15 protein-coding genes are annotated in these 15772 nt (G+C 67.4%); 12 read left to right on the plus strand and 3 right to left on the minus strand.

Going from position 1 to position 15772, the window contains the following annotated elements; all coding sequences use genetic code 11:
* Window positions 1-318: 318 nt before the first annotated feature.
* Genes ACT7B3_RS05925 through ACT7B3_RS05950 form a run of 6 tightly spaced genes read left to right on the plus strand, consistent with a single transcriptional unit; the run spans window position 319 to window position 5239 of the window.
* Window positions 319-1089 (plus strand): DUF3450 domain-containing protein, encoded by a 771-nt coding sequence (locus ACT7B3_RS05925; protein WP_445157199.1) that lies wholly within the window; start codon window positions 319-321, stop codon window positions 1087-1089.
* On the plus strand, window positions 1086-2459 hold the full coding sequence (locus ACT7B3_RS05930) for a MotA/TolQ/ExbB proton channel family protein (protein ID WP_445157200.1): 1374 nt from the start codon (window positions 1086-1088) through the stop codon (window positions 2457-2459). Before ACT7B3_RS05925 ends, ACT7B3_RS05930 begins: the two co-directional genes overlap by 4 nt.
* A complete protein-coding gene (locus tag ACT7B3_RS05935) occupies window positions 2443-2991 on the plus strand; it encodes a MotA/TolQ/ExbB proton channel family protein (protein ID WP_445157201.1) in 549 nt (182 codons plus the stop codon). Before ACT7B3_RS05930 ends, ACT7B3_RS05935 begins: the two co-directional genes overlap by 17 nt.
* Window positions 2984-3391 carry an ExbD/TolR family protein gene (locus ACT7B3_RS05940; RefSeq protein WP_445157202.1) on the plus strand — a complete coding sequence of 136 codons (408 nt, stop codon included), beginning with the start codon at window positions 2984-2986 and terminating at the stop codon, window positions 3389-3391. The genes ACT7B3_RS05935 and ACT7B3_RS05940 overlap by 8 nt, the downstream gene beginning before the upstream one ends.
* Complete coding sequence (locus ACT7B3_RS05945) at window positions 3388-4155, plus strand: energy transducer TonB (RefSeq protein ID WP_445157203.1); 768 nt, start codon at window positions 3388-3390, stop codon at window positions 4153-4155. Before ACT7B3_RS05940 ends, ACT7B3_RS05945 begins: the two co-directional genes overlap by 4 nt.
* 4 nt (window positions 4156-4159) lie before the next feature.
* Window positions 4160-5239, plus strand: coding sequence for a hypothetical protein (locus ACT7B3_RS05950; RefSeq protein WP_445157204.1), 1080 nt, complete (start codon window positions 4160-4162; stop codon window positions 5237-5239).
* A 51-nt stretch (window positions 5240-5290) separates the two neighbouring features.
* On the opposite strand, the gene xthA is transcribed toward ACT7B3_RS05950, so the two are convergent.
* Window positions 5291-6121, minus strand: coding sequence for an exodeoxyribonuclease III (gene xthA, locus ACT7B3_RS05955; RefSeq protein ID WP_445158848.1), 831 nt, complete (start codon window positions 6119-6121; stop codon window positions 5291-5293).
* Entirely contained in the window at window positions 6121-6369 is a 249-nt protein-coding gene (locus tag ACT7B3_RS05960) for a hypothetical protein (RefSeq protein WP_444678037.1), read from the minus strand. Before ACT7B3_RS05960 ends, xthA begins: the two co-directional genes overlap by 1 nt.
* Window positions 6370-6516: 147 nt before the next feature.
* On the opposite strand from ACT7B3_RS05960, the gene rhlB reads away from it, so the two are divergent.
* The gene (rhlB, locus tag ACT7B3_RS05965; protein ID WP_444678036.1) at window positions 6517-7791 is read left to right on the plus strand and encodes an ATP-dependent RNA helicase RhlB; all 1275 of its coding nucleotides are present in this window, start codon (window positions 6517-6519) and stop codon (window positions 7789-7791) included.
* A 204-nt stretch (window positions 7792-7995) separates the two neighbouring features.
* Window positions 7996-10128: an ATP-dependent DNA helicase DinG gene (gene dinG, locus ACT7B3_RS05970; RefSeq protein WP_445157205.1), complete on the plus strand. Its 2133-nt coding sequence runs from the start codon at window positions 7996-7998 to the stop codon at window positions 10126-10128.
* Between the two features lie 125 nt (window positions 10129-10253).
* On the opposite strand, the gene ACT7B3_RS05975 is transcribed toward dinG, so the two are convergent.
* Window positions 10254-11330, minus strand: coding sequence for a 3-deoxy-7-phosphoheptulonate synthase (locus ACT7B3_RS05975; RefSeq protein WP_445157206.1), 1077 nt, complete (start codon window positions 11328-11330; stop codon window positions 10254-10256).
* A gap of 298 nt (window positions 11331-11628) precedes the next feature.
* Between ACT7B3_RS05975 and rpoE the strand changes: the two genes are divergently transcribed.
* The 4 genes from rpoE (at window position 11629) to ACT7B3_RS05995 (ending at window position 15706) form a co-directional block, all read left to right on the plus strand.
* Window positions 11629-12234, plus strand: coding sequence for an RNA polymerase sigma factor RpoE (gene rpoE, locus ACT7B3_RS05980; protein WP_444678035.1), 606 nt, complete (start codon window positions 11629-11631; stop codon window positions 12232-12234).
* A 180-nt stretch (window positions 12235-12414) separates the two neighbouring features.
* Entirely contained in the window at window positions 12415-13113 is a 699-nt protein-coding gene (locus tag ACT7B3_RS05985; protein ID WP_445157207.1) for a sigma-E factor negative regulatory protein, read from the plus strand.
* The gene (locus ACT7B3_RS05990; protein ID WP_445157208.1) at window positions 13113-14099 is read left to right on the plus strand and encodes a MucB/RseB C-terminal domain-containing protein; all 987 of its coding nucleotides are present in this window, start codon (window positions 13113-13115) and stop codon (window positions 14097-14099) included. The genes ACT7B3_RS05985 and ACT7B3_RS05990 overlap by 1 nt, the downstream gene beginning before the upstream one ends.
* A 191-nt stretch (window positions 14100-14290) precedes the next feature.
* Window positions 14291-15706: a DegQ family serine endoprotease gene (locus ACT7B3_RS05995; protein WP_445157209.1), complete on the plus strand. Its 1416-nt coding sequence runs from the start codon at window positions 14291-14293 to the stop codon at window positions 15704-15706.
* The last annotated feature ends 66 nt before the right edge of the window (window positions 15707-15772 follow it).

Consider the following 15772-nt stretch of genomic DNA (forward strand, 5'->3'; position numbering starts at 1 on the left):
GCCGCCGCAGCCCTTGGGCTGCGGCGGCGTTTTTTACGCCGGTGCGTTTTTTTGGGGCGTCATGAACGAAGGTCGATCGTTCGCGGGCGACGGGGCAGCCTGAGGCACCTCCGGCTGCGTCAACTTGCCGCTCTGTGGCGTGGTAGGAAAATGAACGAGCATGGGCACAATGGTGCCGCGTCGTCCATCGCGGAGCATTGATCTGCGTCATCGGCCGGGGCGCGCGCTTCATTGATAAGGATTATCATTCGTGGCAATATCGTGACCCTATCAAAGGCAGTGGAATTGCCTGTTCATCGCCGTTCCGGGGAGCTTTCCGTGACATCGTTTCGCCATTTCTGCCTACGAGCCGGCATCCTCTGGTTCCTTCTGCCTGCGTTGGCCTTCGCCGATCCCGCCCTGCAGCAGGAGGCGAGGGAGGCGCAGCGCACCCAGGCCGAGCTGCAGGCACGCATCGACGCCGCCGATGACGAGGCGCGCGCCATGCTTGAGTCGCTGCGCGAACTGGAGCGCGCAGAAACCCGGCTGTCGCGCGAGAATGCCGAGCTTGCCCCGCGCCTTGCCCAGCAGGCCGAAGCGCTCGACCGTCGCGAGGCCGCGCTCGATACCTTGGAGGAAACCCGCGAAGCACTGCCGGTGCTGCAGGAGCGCCTGGTCGAACGCCTGGAGCGCTGGGTCGAGAACGACATGCCCTTCCTGCATGAAGAGCGGCGGGCCCGGGTCGCCAGCCTGCGCTTCGGCGAGGAGCTCTCCACTGCCGAGCGCTGGGAGCGGGCCGTCTCGGCATGGCGGGCCGAGCTTGCCTATGGGCGTGAGGTCGATGCCTGGCGCGGCTACCTCGGCGAAGGGGAGTCGCGCCGCGAGGTCGACTACCTACGGCTGGGTCGCGTGGGTTTCTACTACCTGACGCCGGACGGCCGTGCCGGCCGCGTCTGGCAGGCCGAGGCCGGCAGTTGGGCGCCGCTCGACGAGGCGCAGCGCCGCGAGGTGCGCAACGGCCTGCGAATTGCCCGTGACCGGCGCGCCCCTGAGCTGCTGACGCTGCCCATATCCCAGCCGCTGGAACGACCCACGGAGGAGGACGCATGAGCCGGCCACGTTTTCTTGCGGCTCTGCTTGTCGGCGTGCTGCTGAGCCTTTCTGTCCTGTGCCAGGTGCAGGCGGAGCCGTTGACCAGCCTGCGCGCCGAGCGCGAGGCTGCCGAGGCGCGCGACCAGGCACGCCTGATCGCACTGCTCGAGGACCGCGATGCCCTGGAGGCGGCGCTGGAAGCGGCGCAAGCCGCCCATGCGCAGGCCGAAGTGCGTAACGAAGCGCTCAAGGCTCAGGCCCAGGCGCTGAGCGAGCGCCAGGCCGAACTGGAGGCGCGCCGGCAGGAGCAGGGTGACGATCTTGAGGCCGTGTTGGCGTCGCTGGCCCGTCACAGCGGCGAACTGCGTGACAGTCTCGCCGATAGCTGGCTGGTCGTGCCGAGCCCGGGGCTGCCGTCGCGGCTCGACGATGCCGAGGTGCTCGAGCTCGCCCATCTCGAGGAGTTCGCCGACCGCCTGGTGGCGCTGACCGCCGATACCGCCCGGGTGGTTCGCTTCGAGGCGCCGGTGGCCGCGGCCAGCGGCGAGATTGCGCCGCGGGAGGTGATCCGCCTTGGCGATTTCACTGCCTTCACCGCAGGCGAGCTGCTGCGCCGCGGTGCCGACCACCAGGCCCTGTCGGTAGTCGAGCGCACCCCGCGGGAAGTGGCCGCCAGCCTGGCGGCCTTTCATGCCGGTGAGTCGCGCTCGCTGACCTTCGATCCAACTCGTGGCCAGGTCATGGCGGCGCTGGCCCAGCGGCCGAGTCTGGTCGAACGCTTCCACCAGGGCGGGGCGGTCGGCTACGTGGTGGTGGGGCTGGGAGCCGTCGGCCTGCTGGTCGGCCTGCTGCAGTACGCTTACCTGCTGAAAGTGACGCTGGCCATGCGCCGTCAGTTGCGCGACCTCACCACGCTGCGCGAGGACAATCCGCTCGGGCGTGTGCTGCTGCGCTTTCGCGCACTGCGCGACGATCCCGTGCCGGAGGCGCTCGAGGCGCGCCTCGACGAAGCGGTGCTGGCCGAGCTGCCGCGCCTGGAGCGCGGCCAGCCGCTGGTCAAGCTGCTGGCCGCCGTGGCGCCGCTGCTGGGGCTGCTGGGCACCGTTACCGGCATGATCGTCACCTTTCAGGCGATCACCGTGTTTGGCACCGGCGACCCGCAGCTGATGGCAGGCGGCATCAGCCAGGCGCTGGTGACCACCGTGCTGGGCCTGGTCACCGCCGTGCCGCTGTTGTTCGTGCATACCGCCCTGGCTGGCCGCAGCCGTCACCTGGCCGGGCAGGTGGAAGGGCAGGCCAGCGCCGCCCTGGCCGAGCAGCTCGAACAGCGCCCGCACGGTCCCGATGGTGTCACTGGGAGCGCACGCCGCGATGCCGCCTTGGCTTGAGACAGGGGGGCTTGAACCGCTCCAGCGTTTGGTCGAGGCCGGAGGCACGGTACTGGTGGTGATCGCGATGGTGGCGATGGTGCTGTTCAGCCTGGCCCTGGAGCGGGTGTGGTATTTCCGCCTCACCTACCGCCGGGCCAGACGCGCCCTTATCGCACGTTGGGCGGCGCGCCAGGATCACCTGAGCTGGAGCGCGCTGACCCTGCGCGAGGTCTGGGCGCGCGAGCTGATCGGGCGGCTGCGTCGTCCGCTGCCGTGGCTCAAGCTGCTGGTGGCGCTGTGCCCGCTGCTGGGTCTGCTGGGCACCGTGACCGGCATGATCGCCGTGTTCGACAGCCTGGCGATGACCGATACCAGTCAGGCCCGCGCCATGGCCGATGGCGTGGCCCGCGCCACCCTGCCGACTTTGACCGGCATGGCGGTGGCGGTGGTGGGGCTGCTGTTCACCAGCCGCCTCGAGCAGATCATTCGACGCGAGGACCAGCGGCTGCACGACCGTCTGGCCCGCGCCGTGGAGGAGTCCGATGCGTAGACGCCGAGTTGGCGCCGACGACGGCGAGCCCAGCGAGGTCAACCTGACCCCGATGCTGGACGTCGTCTTCATCATGCTGATCTTTTTCATCGTCACCACCAGTTTCATCAAGGAGAGCGGGGTGGAGATCGAACGGCCGGAGTCGAGCGCCGCCACGCCGCGGCCCGATGCCCAGGTGATGGTCGCCATCACGCCCGAAGGGGCGGTGTGGGTCGATGGCCGAGCGGTGGATCTGCACCGCGTGGGTAACGAGGTGGCCGGGCTGGTAAGCGAAGAGGGCTCGGTGGTGATCCAGGCCGACCGCGACTCCACCACCGGTTTGTTGATCGAGGTGATGGACCGCATTCGCGAGGCCGGCGTGGAGCAGGTGGCCGTCGCCGCCAGCCGGAGTCGGTCGTGACGCGCATACCGCTCTCTTCGCTTGGCGGGGTGGCCCTGGCGCTGCTGCTGTTCTGGCTACTGGCGCTGCTGGTGTCGCCACCGGAGGAGGAGTTCGACGTCGTCGACGTCAGCATGACCATGAGCATGGTCGAGGCGCCGGAGCCGGTGCAGGAGGAGACGATCGAGCCCAGTGCCGAGCCACCGCCCCCGCAAGTAGAGGCGACTCCACCTCCGCAGCCGGAGCCGCTGCCGCCGCTGGAGAGTTCGATCGCCATGCCGGAGCCGGAGCTGCCGCCGGAGCCGATGGAGCCGGTAGAGCTCGACGCCACGCTACCCGAGCTTGCCGAGGCGCAGCCCGAACCGCCGCCTGAGCCGAGGCCGGAACCGCAATCCCAGCCCGAGCCGGCGCCACAGCCGGCCCCCGAGCCAGCGCCTGCGCCACAGCCGGCCCCAGCGCCCAGCGCTGCGCAGGAGGGGCCGGTTACCGAGCAGGCGGCGCCTGCCGAGTCGGGGCCGGTCGACGTGGGAGAGCTGACGCCGACCAACCGTGTGCCGCCGACCTATCCCTCGCGCGCTCAGCGGCGCGGCCTGGAAGGGCATGTGGAGCTGCAGTTCCTGATTCGGCCCGATGGTAGCGTCGACGCTTCGTCGATCCGGGTGATCACCGCGCAGCCGCGCGATGTGTTCGATTCGGCCGCCGAGCAGGCCGTAGCGCGCTGGCAGTTCGAGCCGGCCAGCGGTGTGCGCCGGGCGCGACAACGTCTCGAGTTCCAGCTGAGGTAAGGCCATGATGATGCGAGCCGCGATTCGCCTGATCGCCTGTATCGGTCTGCTGCTGGCCGCCGCGGCGCAAGCCGATGCGCCGGCACTCCCAGGCGATATCATCGCCGATCTGGAGCAGCTCCAGCGGCAGCTGCAGCAGGGCGCGCATGACAGCGTGGCCGAGCGTGCACGCATGCAGGCGCAGCGCCTGGAGGGTGGCAACACCGCCGACCGCTGGGCCGCTGCGCTGTATCGCCAGCTGGCGGCGGGGGCGGAAGCCGGGGCAGGGCGCAGCGAATCCGCTGCCGATCAGCTGCGCCAGGCGCGGCGGGTGCAGGAGGCACCGCTCTCTGAGCGCGACCGCTGGCTGCGCGAGGAGGCACGTTTGCGCTTGGCCTCGGGGCAGACCGAAGAGGCGGTGGCGCTGTGGCTCGACTGGCACGAACGCCACGCTGGCAGCAGCGATGACCGCTGGCGCCTGGCGCGTGCTCTGGCGGAGCTACAACGCTGGGACGAGGCGGCGGCGTGGGTCGAGCGTGCCTTGGCCGCTGATCCGGCTCCACTCGTGCGTCGCCAGGCCCTGGCCGCTACCGTCTTCCAGCGTGCCGGGCGCGGCGAAGACGCATTGGAGCAGCTGGAGGCCGTACTGAACGCCGAGGCTTCGCCCGAGGCCTGGCGGCGGGCGGCGGCACTGGCCCACGGGCTGGGCGATGCCCAGCGGGCTGCGGCGACCTGGGAGGCCGGCTGGCACCTCGGTGCGTTGAGCGGGGAAGAGGATCTTCGCCAGCGCATCGAGCTGCATCTCGCCGCGGGCACGCCGGCGCGTGCCGCCGAGTATCTCGACGCGGCCCTGGCCGAGGCGGCCTTGCCGGATAGCCTGGAACATCGACGCCTGCTGGCCCGGGCCTGGGAAGCGGCGCGCGACCGTGAGCGGGCACTGCAAGCCTGGCGCGAAGTGGCGCTGCGCAGCGGCGAAGGCGACGACTGGCGTCGGCTGGGACTGCTGGCCCATGCCTGGGGGCGGCCGGAGCTGGCGCGCCAGGCGATGCAGCAGGCCCAGGTCAAGGGCAGTGAGGTGCCGGAGCGCTGGCTCTCGGCCGGCTGACAGATCAGCCCCGGTCAGGCCTGGGCAAGGGCGGGTCGTCAGCCGGGGGAATCAGAGCGCGAAGTCGGTCCACACCGGGGCGTGATCCGATGGACGCTCCATGCCGCGCAGCTCGTAGTCGATGCCGGCGTCGTGCACGCGTTCGGCCAGCGGCTGTGTGACCAGCAGGTAGTCGATGCGCAGGCCGCGCCTGGGGTCGCGCTCGAAGGCGCGCGAACGGTAGTCGAACCAGCTGAAGCGGTCGTCAACGCTCGGGTGGCGCACCCGATAGCTGTCGCTGAGTCCCCACGCCTTGAGCGTGCCGAGCCACTCCCGTTCGATGGGCTGGAAGCTGGTCTTGCCTTCGCGCAGCCAGCGCTTGCGGTTGGCCTCGCCGATCCCGATGTCGATGTCTTCCGGCGAGATGTTGAAATCGCCCATTACCACCAGCCGCTCGTCCGGCCGATGGCGCTCGCGCAGCATCTCGGTCAGCCCGGCGTAGAACGCTTGCTTGTCAGGAAACTTGGTGGGGTGTTCGACATTCTCGCCCTGGGGAAAGTAGCCGTTCCATACCGTCAGCGCCTCGCCGTCGGCGGTGCGCAGCCGGGCGCCGATCAGCCGTCGCTGGGATGTCTCGCCGTCGCCCGGCAGGCCGAAGAAGACCTCTTCCGGGCCTTCGGGGCACAGCTCGCGGTGGCACAGCAGGGCGACGCCGTAGTGGCCCTTCTGGCCGTGGTAGTGGACGTGGTAGCCCAGCGCTTCCACCGCCTCGCGGGGGAATTCATCGTCGTGTACCTTGGTTTCCTGCAGGCCGATCACCAGCGGCTGGTGAGTGGCGACCAGCGCCTCGAGCTGATGCAGTCGCGCGCGCAAGCCATTGATGTTGAACGAGACCAGGCGAATCATTCGCTGGGCTCCGGCGGCGGCTCTGCGCTGCGCTCGGGGTGGATGGCAATGCTGGCGGCCTGCTCCTGGCGCGCCTGCTTGCGTGCCGCCTGCAGCTTGCGCTGCTGGCGCTTCTTCTGGCTGAAGCGCTGCGACGAGGTCACCTGGTCGGGATTCTCGTGGCGCCACTTCTTGTAGTCCTTGCGCTTGCCGGTGCGGATGGTCACCTTGTCGGCCAGCGAACGAGTTTTCTTGCGACGTGTCATCGGGCCTGGCTCCATGGGTGGCGTTTGTCGTCATCGGGGTACCATTCTACCAGTCCGATGCAAGAGGCGCGCCCTCATCGCCATAGGCTGGTACACTAGGCGGCTGTATGAGCTTTCACCCATTGCTACGGACAAGACACACAGCCTATGAGCGAGTCGGAACAGACCACAGCCCCGGCCGAGAACCGCAAGCCCAAGCGTCGTCGTCGCAAGCCGCGTCGCAGCCAATCGAACTGGGATCTGCGCCAGTTCCAGGTCCCTGCCGTGGCGGGCAAGTGGCGCTTTCACGACTTTGATCTGCCCCTGCCGCTGATGCGCGCCATCCATGCCCTGGGCTTCGAGTACTGCACGCCGATCCAGGCCGAGGCGCTGACCCACACGCTGCTGGGCGGCGACGTGGTCGGCAAGGCCCAGACCGGCACCGGCAAGACCGCCGCCTTTTTGATCTCGATTCTGGCCTACTTCCTCGAGGAAGAGGCGCCGGACGGCCAGAAGCCTGGTGCGCCGCGTGCGCTGATCGTGGCGCCGACCCGCGAGCTGGCGCTGCAGATCGAGAAGGACGCCAAGGCATTGGCGCGCTTCACCGACCTCAACGTGGCCAGCGTGGTCGGCGGCATGGACTACCAGAAGCAGCGCGAGCACCTGGGCAAGAAGCTCGACATTCTGGTGGCCACTCCCGGACGGCTGCTCGACTTCCACGAGAAGCGCGACGTCGATCTCACCCAGGTCGAAATCCTGGTGCTCGATGAGGCCGATCGCATGCTGTCGATGGGCTTCATCCCCGACGTCAAGCGCATCATTCGCCACACGCCGAAGAAGGAGGAGCGCCAGACCTTTCTCTTCTCGGCCACCTTCTCGCACGACATCCTCAACCTGGCCAGTCAGTGGACGCACCAGCCGACGCACGTCGAGATCGAGGTGACGGTCGACAACAAGGCCAACATCGATCAGCGCGTCTACATGGTCAGCGACGACGACAAGGCGAAGCTGCTGGTCAACTTGTTGAAGCAGGAGAGCTTCGACCGGGTGATGGTGTTCGGCAACCGCCGCGACCTGGTGCGCAAGCTCGAAGGTCTGCTGAAGAAGGCCGATATCAACGTGGCCATGCTCTCCGGCGACGTGCCGCAGAACCAGCGGATCAAGACCCTGGAGCGCTTCCGCGAGGGCGAGGTGCAGGTACTGGTCGCCACCGACGTGGCCGGCCGCGGCATCCACATCGAGGATGTCAGCCACGTGATCAACTACACCCTGCCGGAAGACCCGGAGGATTACGTCCACCGCATCGGCCGTACCGGCCGTGCCGGGGCCACCGGGGTGTCGATCAGCTTCGTCGGCGAGGAGGACGCCTTCTCGCTGCCGGAAATCGAGCGCTACATCCAGGACAAGCTGCCCTGCGAGCACCCGCCCGAGGGGCTGCTTTAAGCTATTTCGTTACGCTGAGTTGAGCGCTGATGTGCCTGCCTGTATCACCGTGGCGGGGAGGCCGTCGACAAGGTCTTCGAGGAGGCGCTGTGAACCCATCCCTGGGCGCTACTTTTGCCATCCATGGCAAAAGACCTCCTCTTCGACCTGTCCCCGGCCTCGCACATGCCGGGCAAGTCCCTTCGGCCTCGAGAGGGAGCGGCCATGCTGGATGACGCCCTCAAGGGTGAGATACAGGCCGCCTACCGTCGCGTGCTGGAGGTCCAGGGGCTGACGCCACGCTACGGCCAGCGGCTGATGATCGCCGAGATCGCCCGTACGCTGGGCGGCATCGAGGCCGACGACGCCGGCAAGCGGCTCTCCGACGAGCACGTCTGCGTGCTCGAGGCGGGTACCGGCACCGGCAAGACTTTGGCCTACCTGCTGGCGGCACTGCCGGTGGCCAAGGCCAAGGGCAAGCGCCTGGTGGTGGCCACCGCCACCATCGCCCTGCAGGAGCAGGTGCTGCTGCAGGACCTGCCCACTCTCAAGGCCCACAGCGGCATCGACTTCGACTACGCCCTGGCCAAGGGGCGAGGTCGCTACCTCTGCCTGACCCGCCTGGAGCAGGCCCTCGACGGCGTCGAAGACAACCCCACCCTGTCGCTGTTCGAGCAGAGTCTGGCCCAGGGCGCCGGCGATCACTTCCAGGCGCTGGTGCAGGAGATGGCCGAGGCCTACGGTAGCGGTCGCTGGGAAGGGGATCGCGAGAGCTGGCCGGTGGCCATCGACGACGGCGACTGGCGGCGGCTGACCATCGACCATCGCCAGTGCACCAATCGCCGCTGCGGTCATTTTGCCGCCTGCGCCTTCTTCCGTGCCCGCCGCGACCTCGAGAGTGCCGACATCATCGTCGCCAACCACGATCTGGTGCTGGCTGACCTGTCGCTGGGCGGCGGCGTGGTGCTGCCGCCCCCCAGCGACTGCATCTACGTCTTCGACGAAGGCCACCATCTGCCGGACAAGGCGTTGAACCACTTCGCCCACCGCGTGGGCGTCAACGGTACGCTGCGCTGGCTGGGCAACCTGAAGAAATCCCTGACCGAACTCAACCAGGCGCTGGCGATACAGCCGACCCTGGCGCGGCTGCTGGCCGGCCTGCCGGAAACCATCGCCGCGCTGGAGCCGCGTCTGGGCGAGGCCTACTCCCTGGGCCATCAGCTGGCCGGACGGCAGCACGGGCTCGCGGAAGACGAGGAGACTCACCAGTTTCGCTTCGAGATGGGGCGCGTTCCCGAGGCCCTGCGCGAGCATGCCGGTAGCCTGCTGGTGGGCTTCGCCGAACTCTCACGCACGCTGGAAACCATGAGCGACATCCTGCGTGAGAGCCTCGACCCCGACAAGCATACCGGCCTTTCCCGCGAGCAGGCCGAGGCGTGGCTGCCGCTGCTGGCGTTGTTGCACGGCCGCGCGCTGGAGGCCCACGGGCTGTGGGAGGCGTATGCCGAAACCGACATGGAAGGGGAGGCGCCGAAAGCGCGCTGGCTGACGCTGGAGCGTTTCGGTAGCGAACCCGAGCTGGTGTTCTCGGCAAGCCCCGTGTCGGCGGCGCCGACTTTGGCCAAGAGCCTGTGGGGCAGCTGCTTCGGTGCGGTGGTGACCTCGGCCACGCTGACCGCGCTGGGTCGCTTCGAGCGCCTGCAGGAGCGTGCCGGACTGGCCAATCGCTACCGCTACCAGCGCCTGCCGAGCCCCTTCGATTACTCCCGTGCGGTGCTCAGCGTGCCGCGCCAGGCCGTGGATCCCGGTGACCGCGATGCCCACGAGCGGGCCATCATCGATTTCGTCAGCGGACTGGACGACAAGGAGGCGGTGTTGATGCTGTTCTCGTCGCGAGCGCAGCTGCGCGCGGTGGAAAAGGCGCTGCCGGCGACGTGGCGCGAGCGGGTGCTGGCTCAGGACCGCTTGCCCAAGCGCGAGCTCATCGAGCGCCATCGGGCACGGGTGGATGGCGGCGAGGGCAGCGTGATCTTCGGCCTGGCGAGCTTCGCCGAGGGCATCGATCTGCCCGGCGACTATCTCACCCATGTGGTGATCACGCGGCTGCCGTTCGCCGTGCCCGACGACCCGGTCGGCGCCACCCTGGCCGAATGGATCGAGAGCCGGGGCGGCAATCCCTTCATGCGCATCAGCGTGCCCGATGCCTCGATCAAGCTGGTGCAGGCCTGTGGACGATTGATTCGCAAGGAGGCCGACCAGGGGCGCATCACGCTGCTCGACCGACGCGTGCTCACGCGGCGCTACGGCCAGGCGCTGCTCGATGCGCTGCCGCCGTTCAGAAGAGAGATCGACGGCTGAGCGAAGGGCGGCCGCAGGGTGAGAAGCCGCACCTCAGCCAGCGCTAGGGTGCGAATATAGGCGATGAAAACGAAAAAAGGCCCGCTAGCGGGCCTTTTTTCTCTGGTGCGAACCCGCGACCGGCTTCAGTCCTGGCGGCGAGCGGCCAGCATCGGGGTGAGCTTCTGCGCCATGCGGGTCAGGGTTTCCTCGGTGGTCGGCCAGTCGATGCAGGCGTCGGTCACCGAAACGCCGTACTGCATCTGGCTGTGGTCGTCGAGGATCTTCTGACTGCCCCAGCCGATGTGGGATTCCACCATCAGGCCCATGATCGAGCGGTTGCCTTCGAGGATCTGGTTGGTGACGTTGTCCATCACCAGCGGCTGCAGGGCCGGGTCCTTGTTGGAGTTGGCGTGGGAGCAGTCGATCATGATGTTGGGCTGGATGCCGGCCTTGTTCAGTTCCTGCTCGGCCAGCGCCACGCTCACGCTGTCATAGTTGGGCTTGCCGTTGCCGCCGCGCAGCACCACGTGGGCGTAGGCGTTGCCGCGGGTGCGGATGATCGCCACCTGGCCGCTCTGGTTGATGCCGAGGAAATTGTGCGGGTGCGAGACCGACTGCAGGGCGTTGATCGCCACGTCGAGGCTGCCGTCGGTGCCGTTCTTGAAGCCGACCGGGCTTGAGAGGCCGGAGGACATCTCGCGGTGGGTCTGGGATTCGGTGGTGCGCGCCCCGATGGCCGACCAGCTGATACAGTCCTGCAGGTACTGCGGTGAGATAGGATCGAGCGCTTCGGTGGCCAGCGGCAGGCCGAGTTCGGAGAGCTCCACCAGCAGCTTGCGGGCGATATGCAGGCCTTCCTCGATCTCGAAGGAGCCGTTGAGATGGGGGTCGTTGATCAGCCCCTTCCAGCCCACCGTGGTGCGGGGCTTCTCGAAGTAGACGCGCATCACGATGAACAGGCTGTCCTTCACCTCGTCAGCCAGCCGGCGCAGGCGCTGCGCGTAGTCGAGCGCGGCGTCGACGTCGTGAATCGAGCAGGGGCCCACCACGACCAGCAGGCGCGGGTCGCTGCCATCGAGTATGTTCTGGATCGTCCGGCGGCCCTCGATCACCGTTTTCTCGGCGACCGCGGTCAGAGGAATCTCGTTCTTCAGGGCTTCGGGAGTGATCAGGACGTCCTGGGACAGAACGTTGAGGTTGCTGACCTGCTGATCTGACATTTCGCTACCTGTGTCGTGATGCGTGGAAGGCAAAGGGGTGATCTACTATACACCCGCCAAGGTGGAAAATATCAATCGCCGGGAACCATAAGCCGGCGTGCATGTCGCAGCGCCTGGAGCGGGCAACCGGCTTGATGCGCGGGCAATAAACAGGAACACTTGGGGTCAGACAGGACCGATGCGTCCAGCAACTCACAGCGGCCGACAGGCGCCAGGTTGAAGCATGTACCCAGATTTCACTACCACGTTGGACCCCACCATTAGACCTTGCCTTCTCTCCCGGCCGGGGAGGGTGTGAATGGGCAGCCGGGAAACCGACCAGCAGCTCGTCGAGCGAGCGCAAAAAGGCGATACCCGTGCGTTCGACCTGCTGGTGAAGAAATATCAGCACAAGATCATTGGACTGATAGGGCGCTATGTCCAGGATCATGCCGAAGTGCAGGACGTGGCCCAGGAGGCCTTCATCAAGGCCTATCGGGCGCTGGGCAAGTTTCGTGCCGAAAGCGCCTTCTATACCTGGATGTACCGCATTGCCATTAATACGGCCAAGAACCATCTGGTGTCGAGGGGCCGGCGTCCGCCGGGCAGCGACCTGGATATCGTCGATGCCGAGATCCTCGATCATAGCGGGCGACTGGCCGATATCGAGACGCCCGAGTCGGCGATGGCGCGCGATCAGCTCGAGGCCGCGGTGTTTGAGGCCATCGAGAATCTCCCCGATGACCTGCGTACCGCGATTACCCTGCGCGAGCTCGATGGCCTCTCCTACGAGGATATCGCCAACATCATGCAGTGCCCGGTGGGGACGGTGCGCTCGCGGATTTTCCGGGCGCGGGAAGCTGTAGACCAGCATATCCAGCCGCTGGTGACCACGGCCAGGACACGCGAGTCGGTGGCGGAATGACATTTTCGTGCACAGAGTGCGCTTGGCGCTGAACTGTCTTGCGCCGATGGCGTCTGAAGCTTTGATCGCTGCCCTACCAGCAGTGGCGAAACGGGCTGTCGACATTCCGGTGCGGTGTGTAAGGAATGTCGGGAATCTAAGGTTGCAAGGCAGGGCGCCTTGACACTTGGGGGTGTAAGAATGAGTCAGAATGCACGGGAATCGCTTTCTGCCCTGATGGACAATGAAGGTGATGACCTCGAGCTGCGCCGGGCGCTGAAGTCCTTGGAGGACGACCCGGACGCCGCTGAAGCCTGGCGACGCTATCATCTGATGCGCAGCCTGCTGAATCGGGATCGCAGCATCGATGTCAGCACGGATCTGTCCGCCGGCATCATGGCCAGGTTGCAGGATGAGCCGGTGCCGGCCCCTGCCGAGGCGGAAACCGCACCACGCGCCTCCCTTTCGCTTACGCGCGGTGCCGGCATCGCCGCCGCGGTGGCGCTCATGGTGATCTCGGGCGTTCAGTTCTACCAGGGCAGCGGTTTTGTCGGCGGCGGCACCGAGCTTGCGGGTAGCGATGCCCAGGCGCCCGCGGCGCAGCCCCCGCGCAACCTCGCAGCCTCACCCGTGGGCGGTCAGGCTGCCCCGGTGGGCATGCCGCTGTTCTCGCCCGTCAGTGCGGGCGGTCAGTCCGGCTTCATGCCCGTCGGGGTAGGGTTCGACAACCCGCTGTTCATGACCCCCAGCCCGCGCCAGTCGCAGACCACCGACCAGGAGCAGGCGCGCCTGTTGCAGTCCTACCTCGATCGCCACGCCGAAGGGGCGACCTATCGCAGCGGCGATGCCTGGATGCCCCTGCTGCGCGCGTCGGGTAGCGAGACGCTGGGGCAACGCTGATGCTGGGGAGGCGCCTGCTGCACGCTCTGTTCGTCTCCTGCTCCTTGGGGGGGCTTGTGCTCTCCCTGCCCGCTGTCGCCCTGGCCGAAGATAGCGACGCCGAACGCTTCGACTGCCGTCAGCTGGCTGACTGGGAGGCGCCGGATTCGGCGCTGGCCTGGTTCGAGCGCAGCCTCTGGGCCAGCCACTGCCATGTCTTCAACGCCCGCGCCGTGCGCATCGGAATCGATGGCGTGCGTACCCTGGCGCTCTCCCATGATATCCAGGATGGCGTCGAGCGTGAGGTGGCTCGCTTTCTCGACGGCCCACCGGTGTTCTTCGAGCGGCGCGGACGCATCGGCCGGCTCGGCTGGTCCGACGACGAGGGCGAGACGCCGGTCTCACCCGCCGGCATCGCGGCCCACATCGACCGTTACTACCGCTTCGCCCTGGGCGCCGATGAACGCATCGCCAACCGCAGTGCCGTGCGCTTGGACATCGAGCCCCTCGACGGCATGCGCTTCGGGCAGCGCCTTTGGCTCGACGTGAATACGGCACTGCCGCTCAAGCGTGAACTGATCGACGACCGCGGCAGAGTGGTGGAGACTTTCCAGTTGACCGAGCTGCAGCCGCCGCGCCTCTATGAAGGCGGTGTGAATCTCGACACGGGTCGCGCTCCGCCGCGACAGCCCTGGCGCCCCGGCTGGCTGCCCGAGGGTTTCATCGACCAGCCGGTGGATACCCGCAGCGAACGCCATGACGCTTCGGTCGGGCATCGGATCTACAGTGACGGGCTGTCGTCCATCAGCCTGTTTGTCGAACCGCTGGAAGAGGGGCGGCCGCGCCTGATACCGGGACTGCATCGCCTGGGTATTTCACTGGCGGTGGTGCGGCATGTCGCCGTGGAGGGACGCCCCGTGCAGGTGGTGGCGATGGGCGAGCTGCCGCCGCGCGTGTTGGTGGAAGTGGCCGAGAACCTGACCTGGGCCCCGCCCACTAACGGCTGACAGCCCCGTCCTGGACGCTATTGCTGACGTAGATAGGCTAGTGCTGATCTAGGCAGAGAACTGCGCGGCTGCTGGCCGAGTTGGAAAACGATGTCCCCCTGCTGGATGTCGTGTGTTTGAAACTGTGACCTTTTTTCGCTTTCGAGCTGATTGGCATGAAAACAAGCAAGCAGATGCAGGAGCGTTTTTTTATGAAGCCAATGACGCGATACCTCTCCTTCTGGCTGCTGTTGGCGGTGCTGTTGCTGCCTTGGCAGTCGGGCTTCGCCCGGGAGCTTCCTGACTTCACGGTGCTCGTCGAGCAGGCAGCGCCCGGCGTAGTCAACATCTCCACGACCCGTACCGTTCCTGGCCGGGCTCAGACCTTTGAGGACTTCGGTCAGGATGTGCCCGATATCTTCCGCCATTTCTTCGGTGACCGCTTCCCGGCGCCCCCTGGCAGCGGCCCCGGGCGAGGGATGGAGCGTCAGTCGCTGGGCTCCGGCTTCATCATCAGCGACGACGGCTACATTCTCACCAACGCCCATGTGGTGGAGGGGGCCGACGAAATTCTGGTACGCCTGGCCGATCGCCGTGAGCTCGAGGCCGAGCTGATCGGCGCCGATCGGCAGACCGACGTGGCCCTGCTGAAGGTGGAGGCCTCTGAGCTGCCGACCCTGCGCATGGGCGATTCCGATCAGCTGCGTGTGGGGGAGTGGGTGGCGGCCATCGGCTCGCCGTTCGGCTTCGATCACTCCGTGACCGCCGGCATCATCAGCGCGATCAACCGCACCCTGCCGCGCGACGCCTACGTACCCTTCATCCAGACTGACGTGGCAATCAACCCGGGCAACTCTGGGGGGCCGCTGTTCAACCTGGACGGCGAAGTGGTGGGCATCAACGCGCAGATATTTACCCGCAGCGGCGGCTTCATGGGCGTGTCGTTCGCCATTCCCATCAACGTGGCGATGGATGTCGCCAACCAGCTGCGTGACGACGGTCGCGTGCGGCGCGGTTGGCTTGGCGTGATGATCCAGCCGGTCTCGCGCGACCTGGCCGAGTCCTTCGGCATGGAGAGCGCCAGCGGCGCGCTGATCGCCGATGTCGACCCCGCTGGCCCCGCCGCCGGCGCCGGCCTGCAGGCGGGCGACGTGGTCATCCAGGTGGACGGCGAGGAGGTCGAGCAGTCGCGCCACCTGCCGCGCCTGATCGGGCGCGTGTCGCCGGGCGACGAGGCCGAGCTGGTGATCATGCGCGACGGCCAGCGTCGTGAACTCTCGGTGACTATTGGCGATTGGCCGGACAGCGAAGGTGCCGGCGAGCAGCGCGAGGAGCGTGGTTCCCAGGCGCGCCTAGGCGTGGCGGTAGCCCCGCTCGAAGCGGCGGAGCTCGAGCGTCTGGGGCTGGAGGCCGGCGTGCGCGTCAGCGACGTCGACCCGCGCGGTGCGGCGGGACTGGCCGGCATTCGCGCGGGCGATATCCTGGTGAGCATCGACCACCATGCTGTCGAGAGCCCGGCGCAGTTGGTGGAGCTGGTGGAGTCCCTGCCCACGGATCGCGCACTGCCCGTGCGCCTGTTCCGCGAGGGGCGTTCGCTGTTCGTGGCGCTGCGGCTGGGGCAAGGCTGACACGACCCGGCTGGTCGGCTACCGGACACCTCCCGCCTGCGCGGGAGGTGTCTTCATTTAGGGCCT

It is taken from the genome of Halomonas sp. E14, assembly GCF_052568415.1.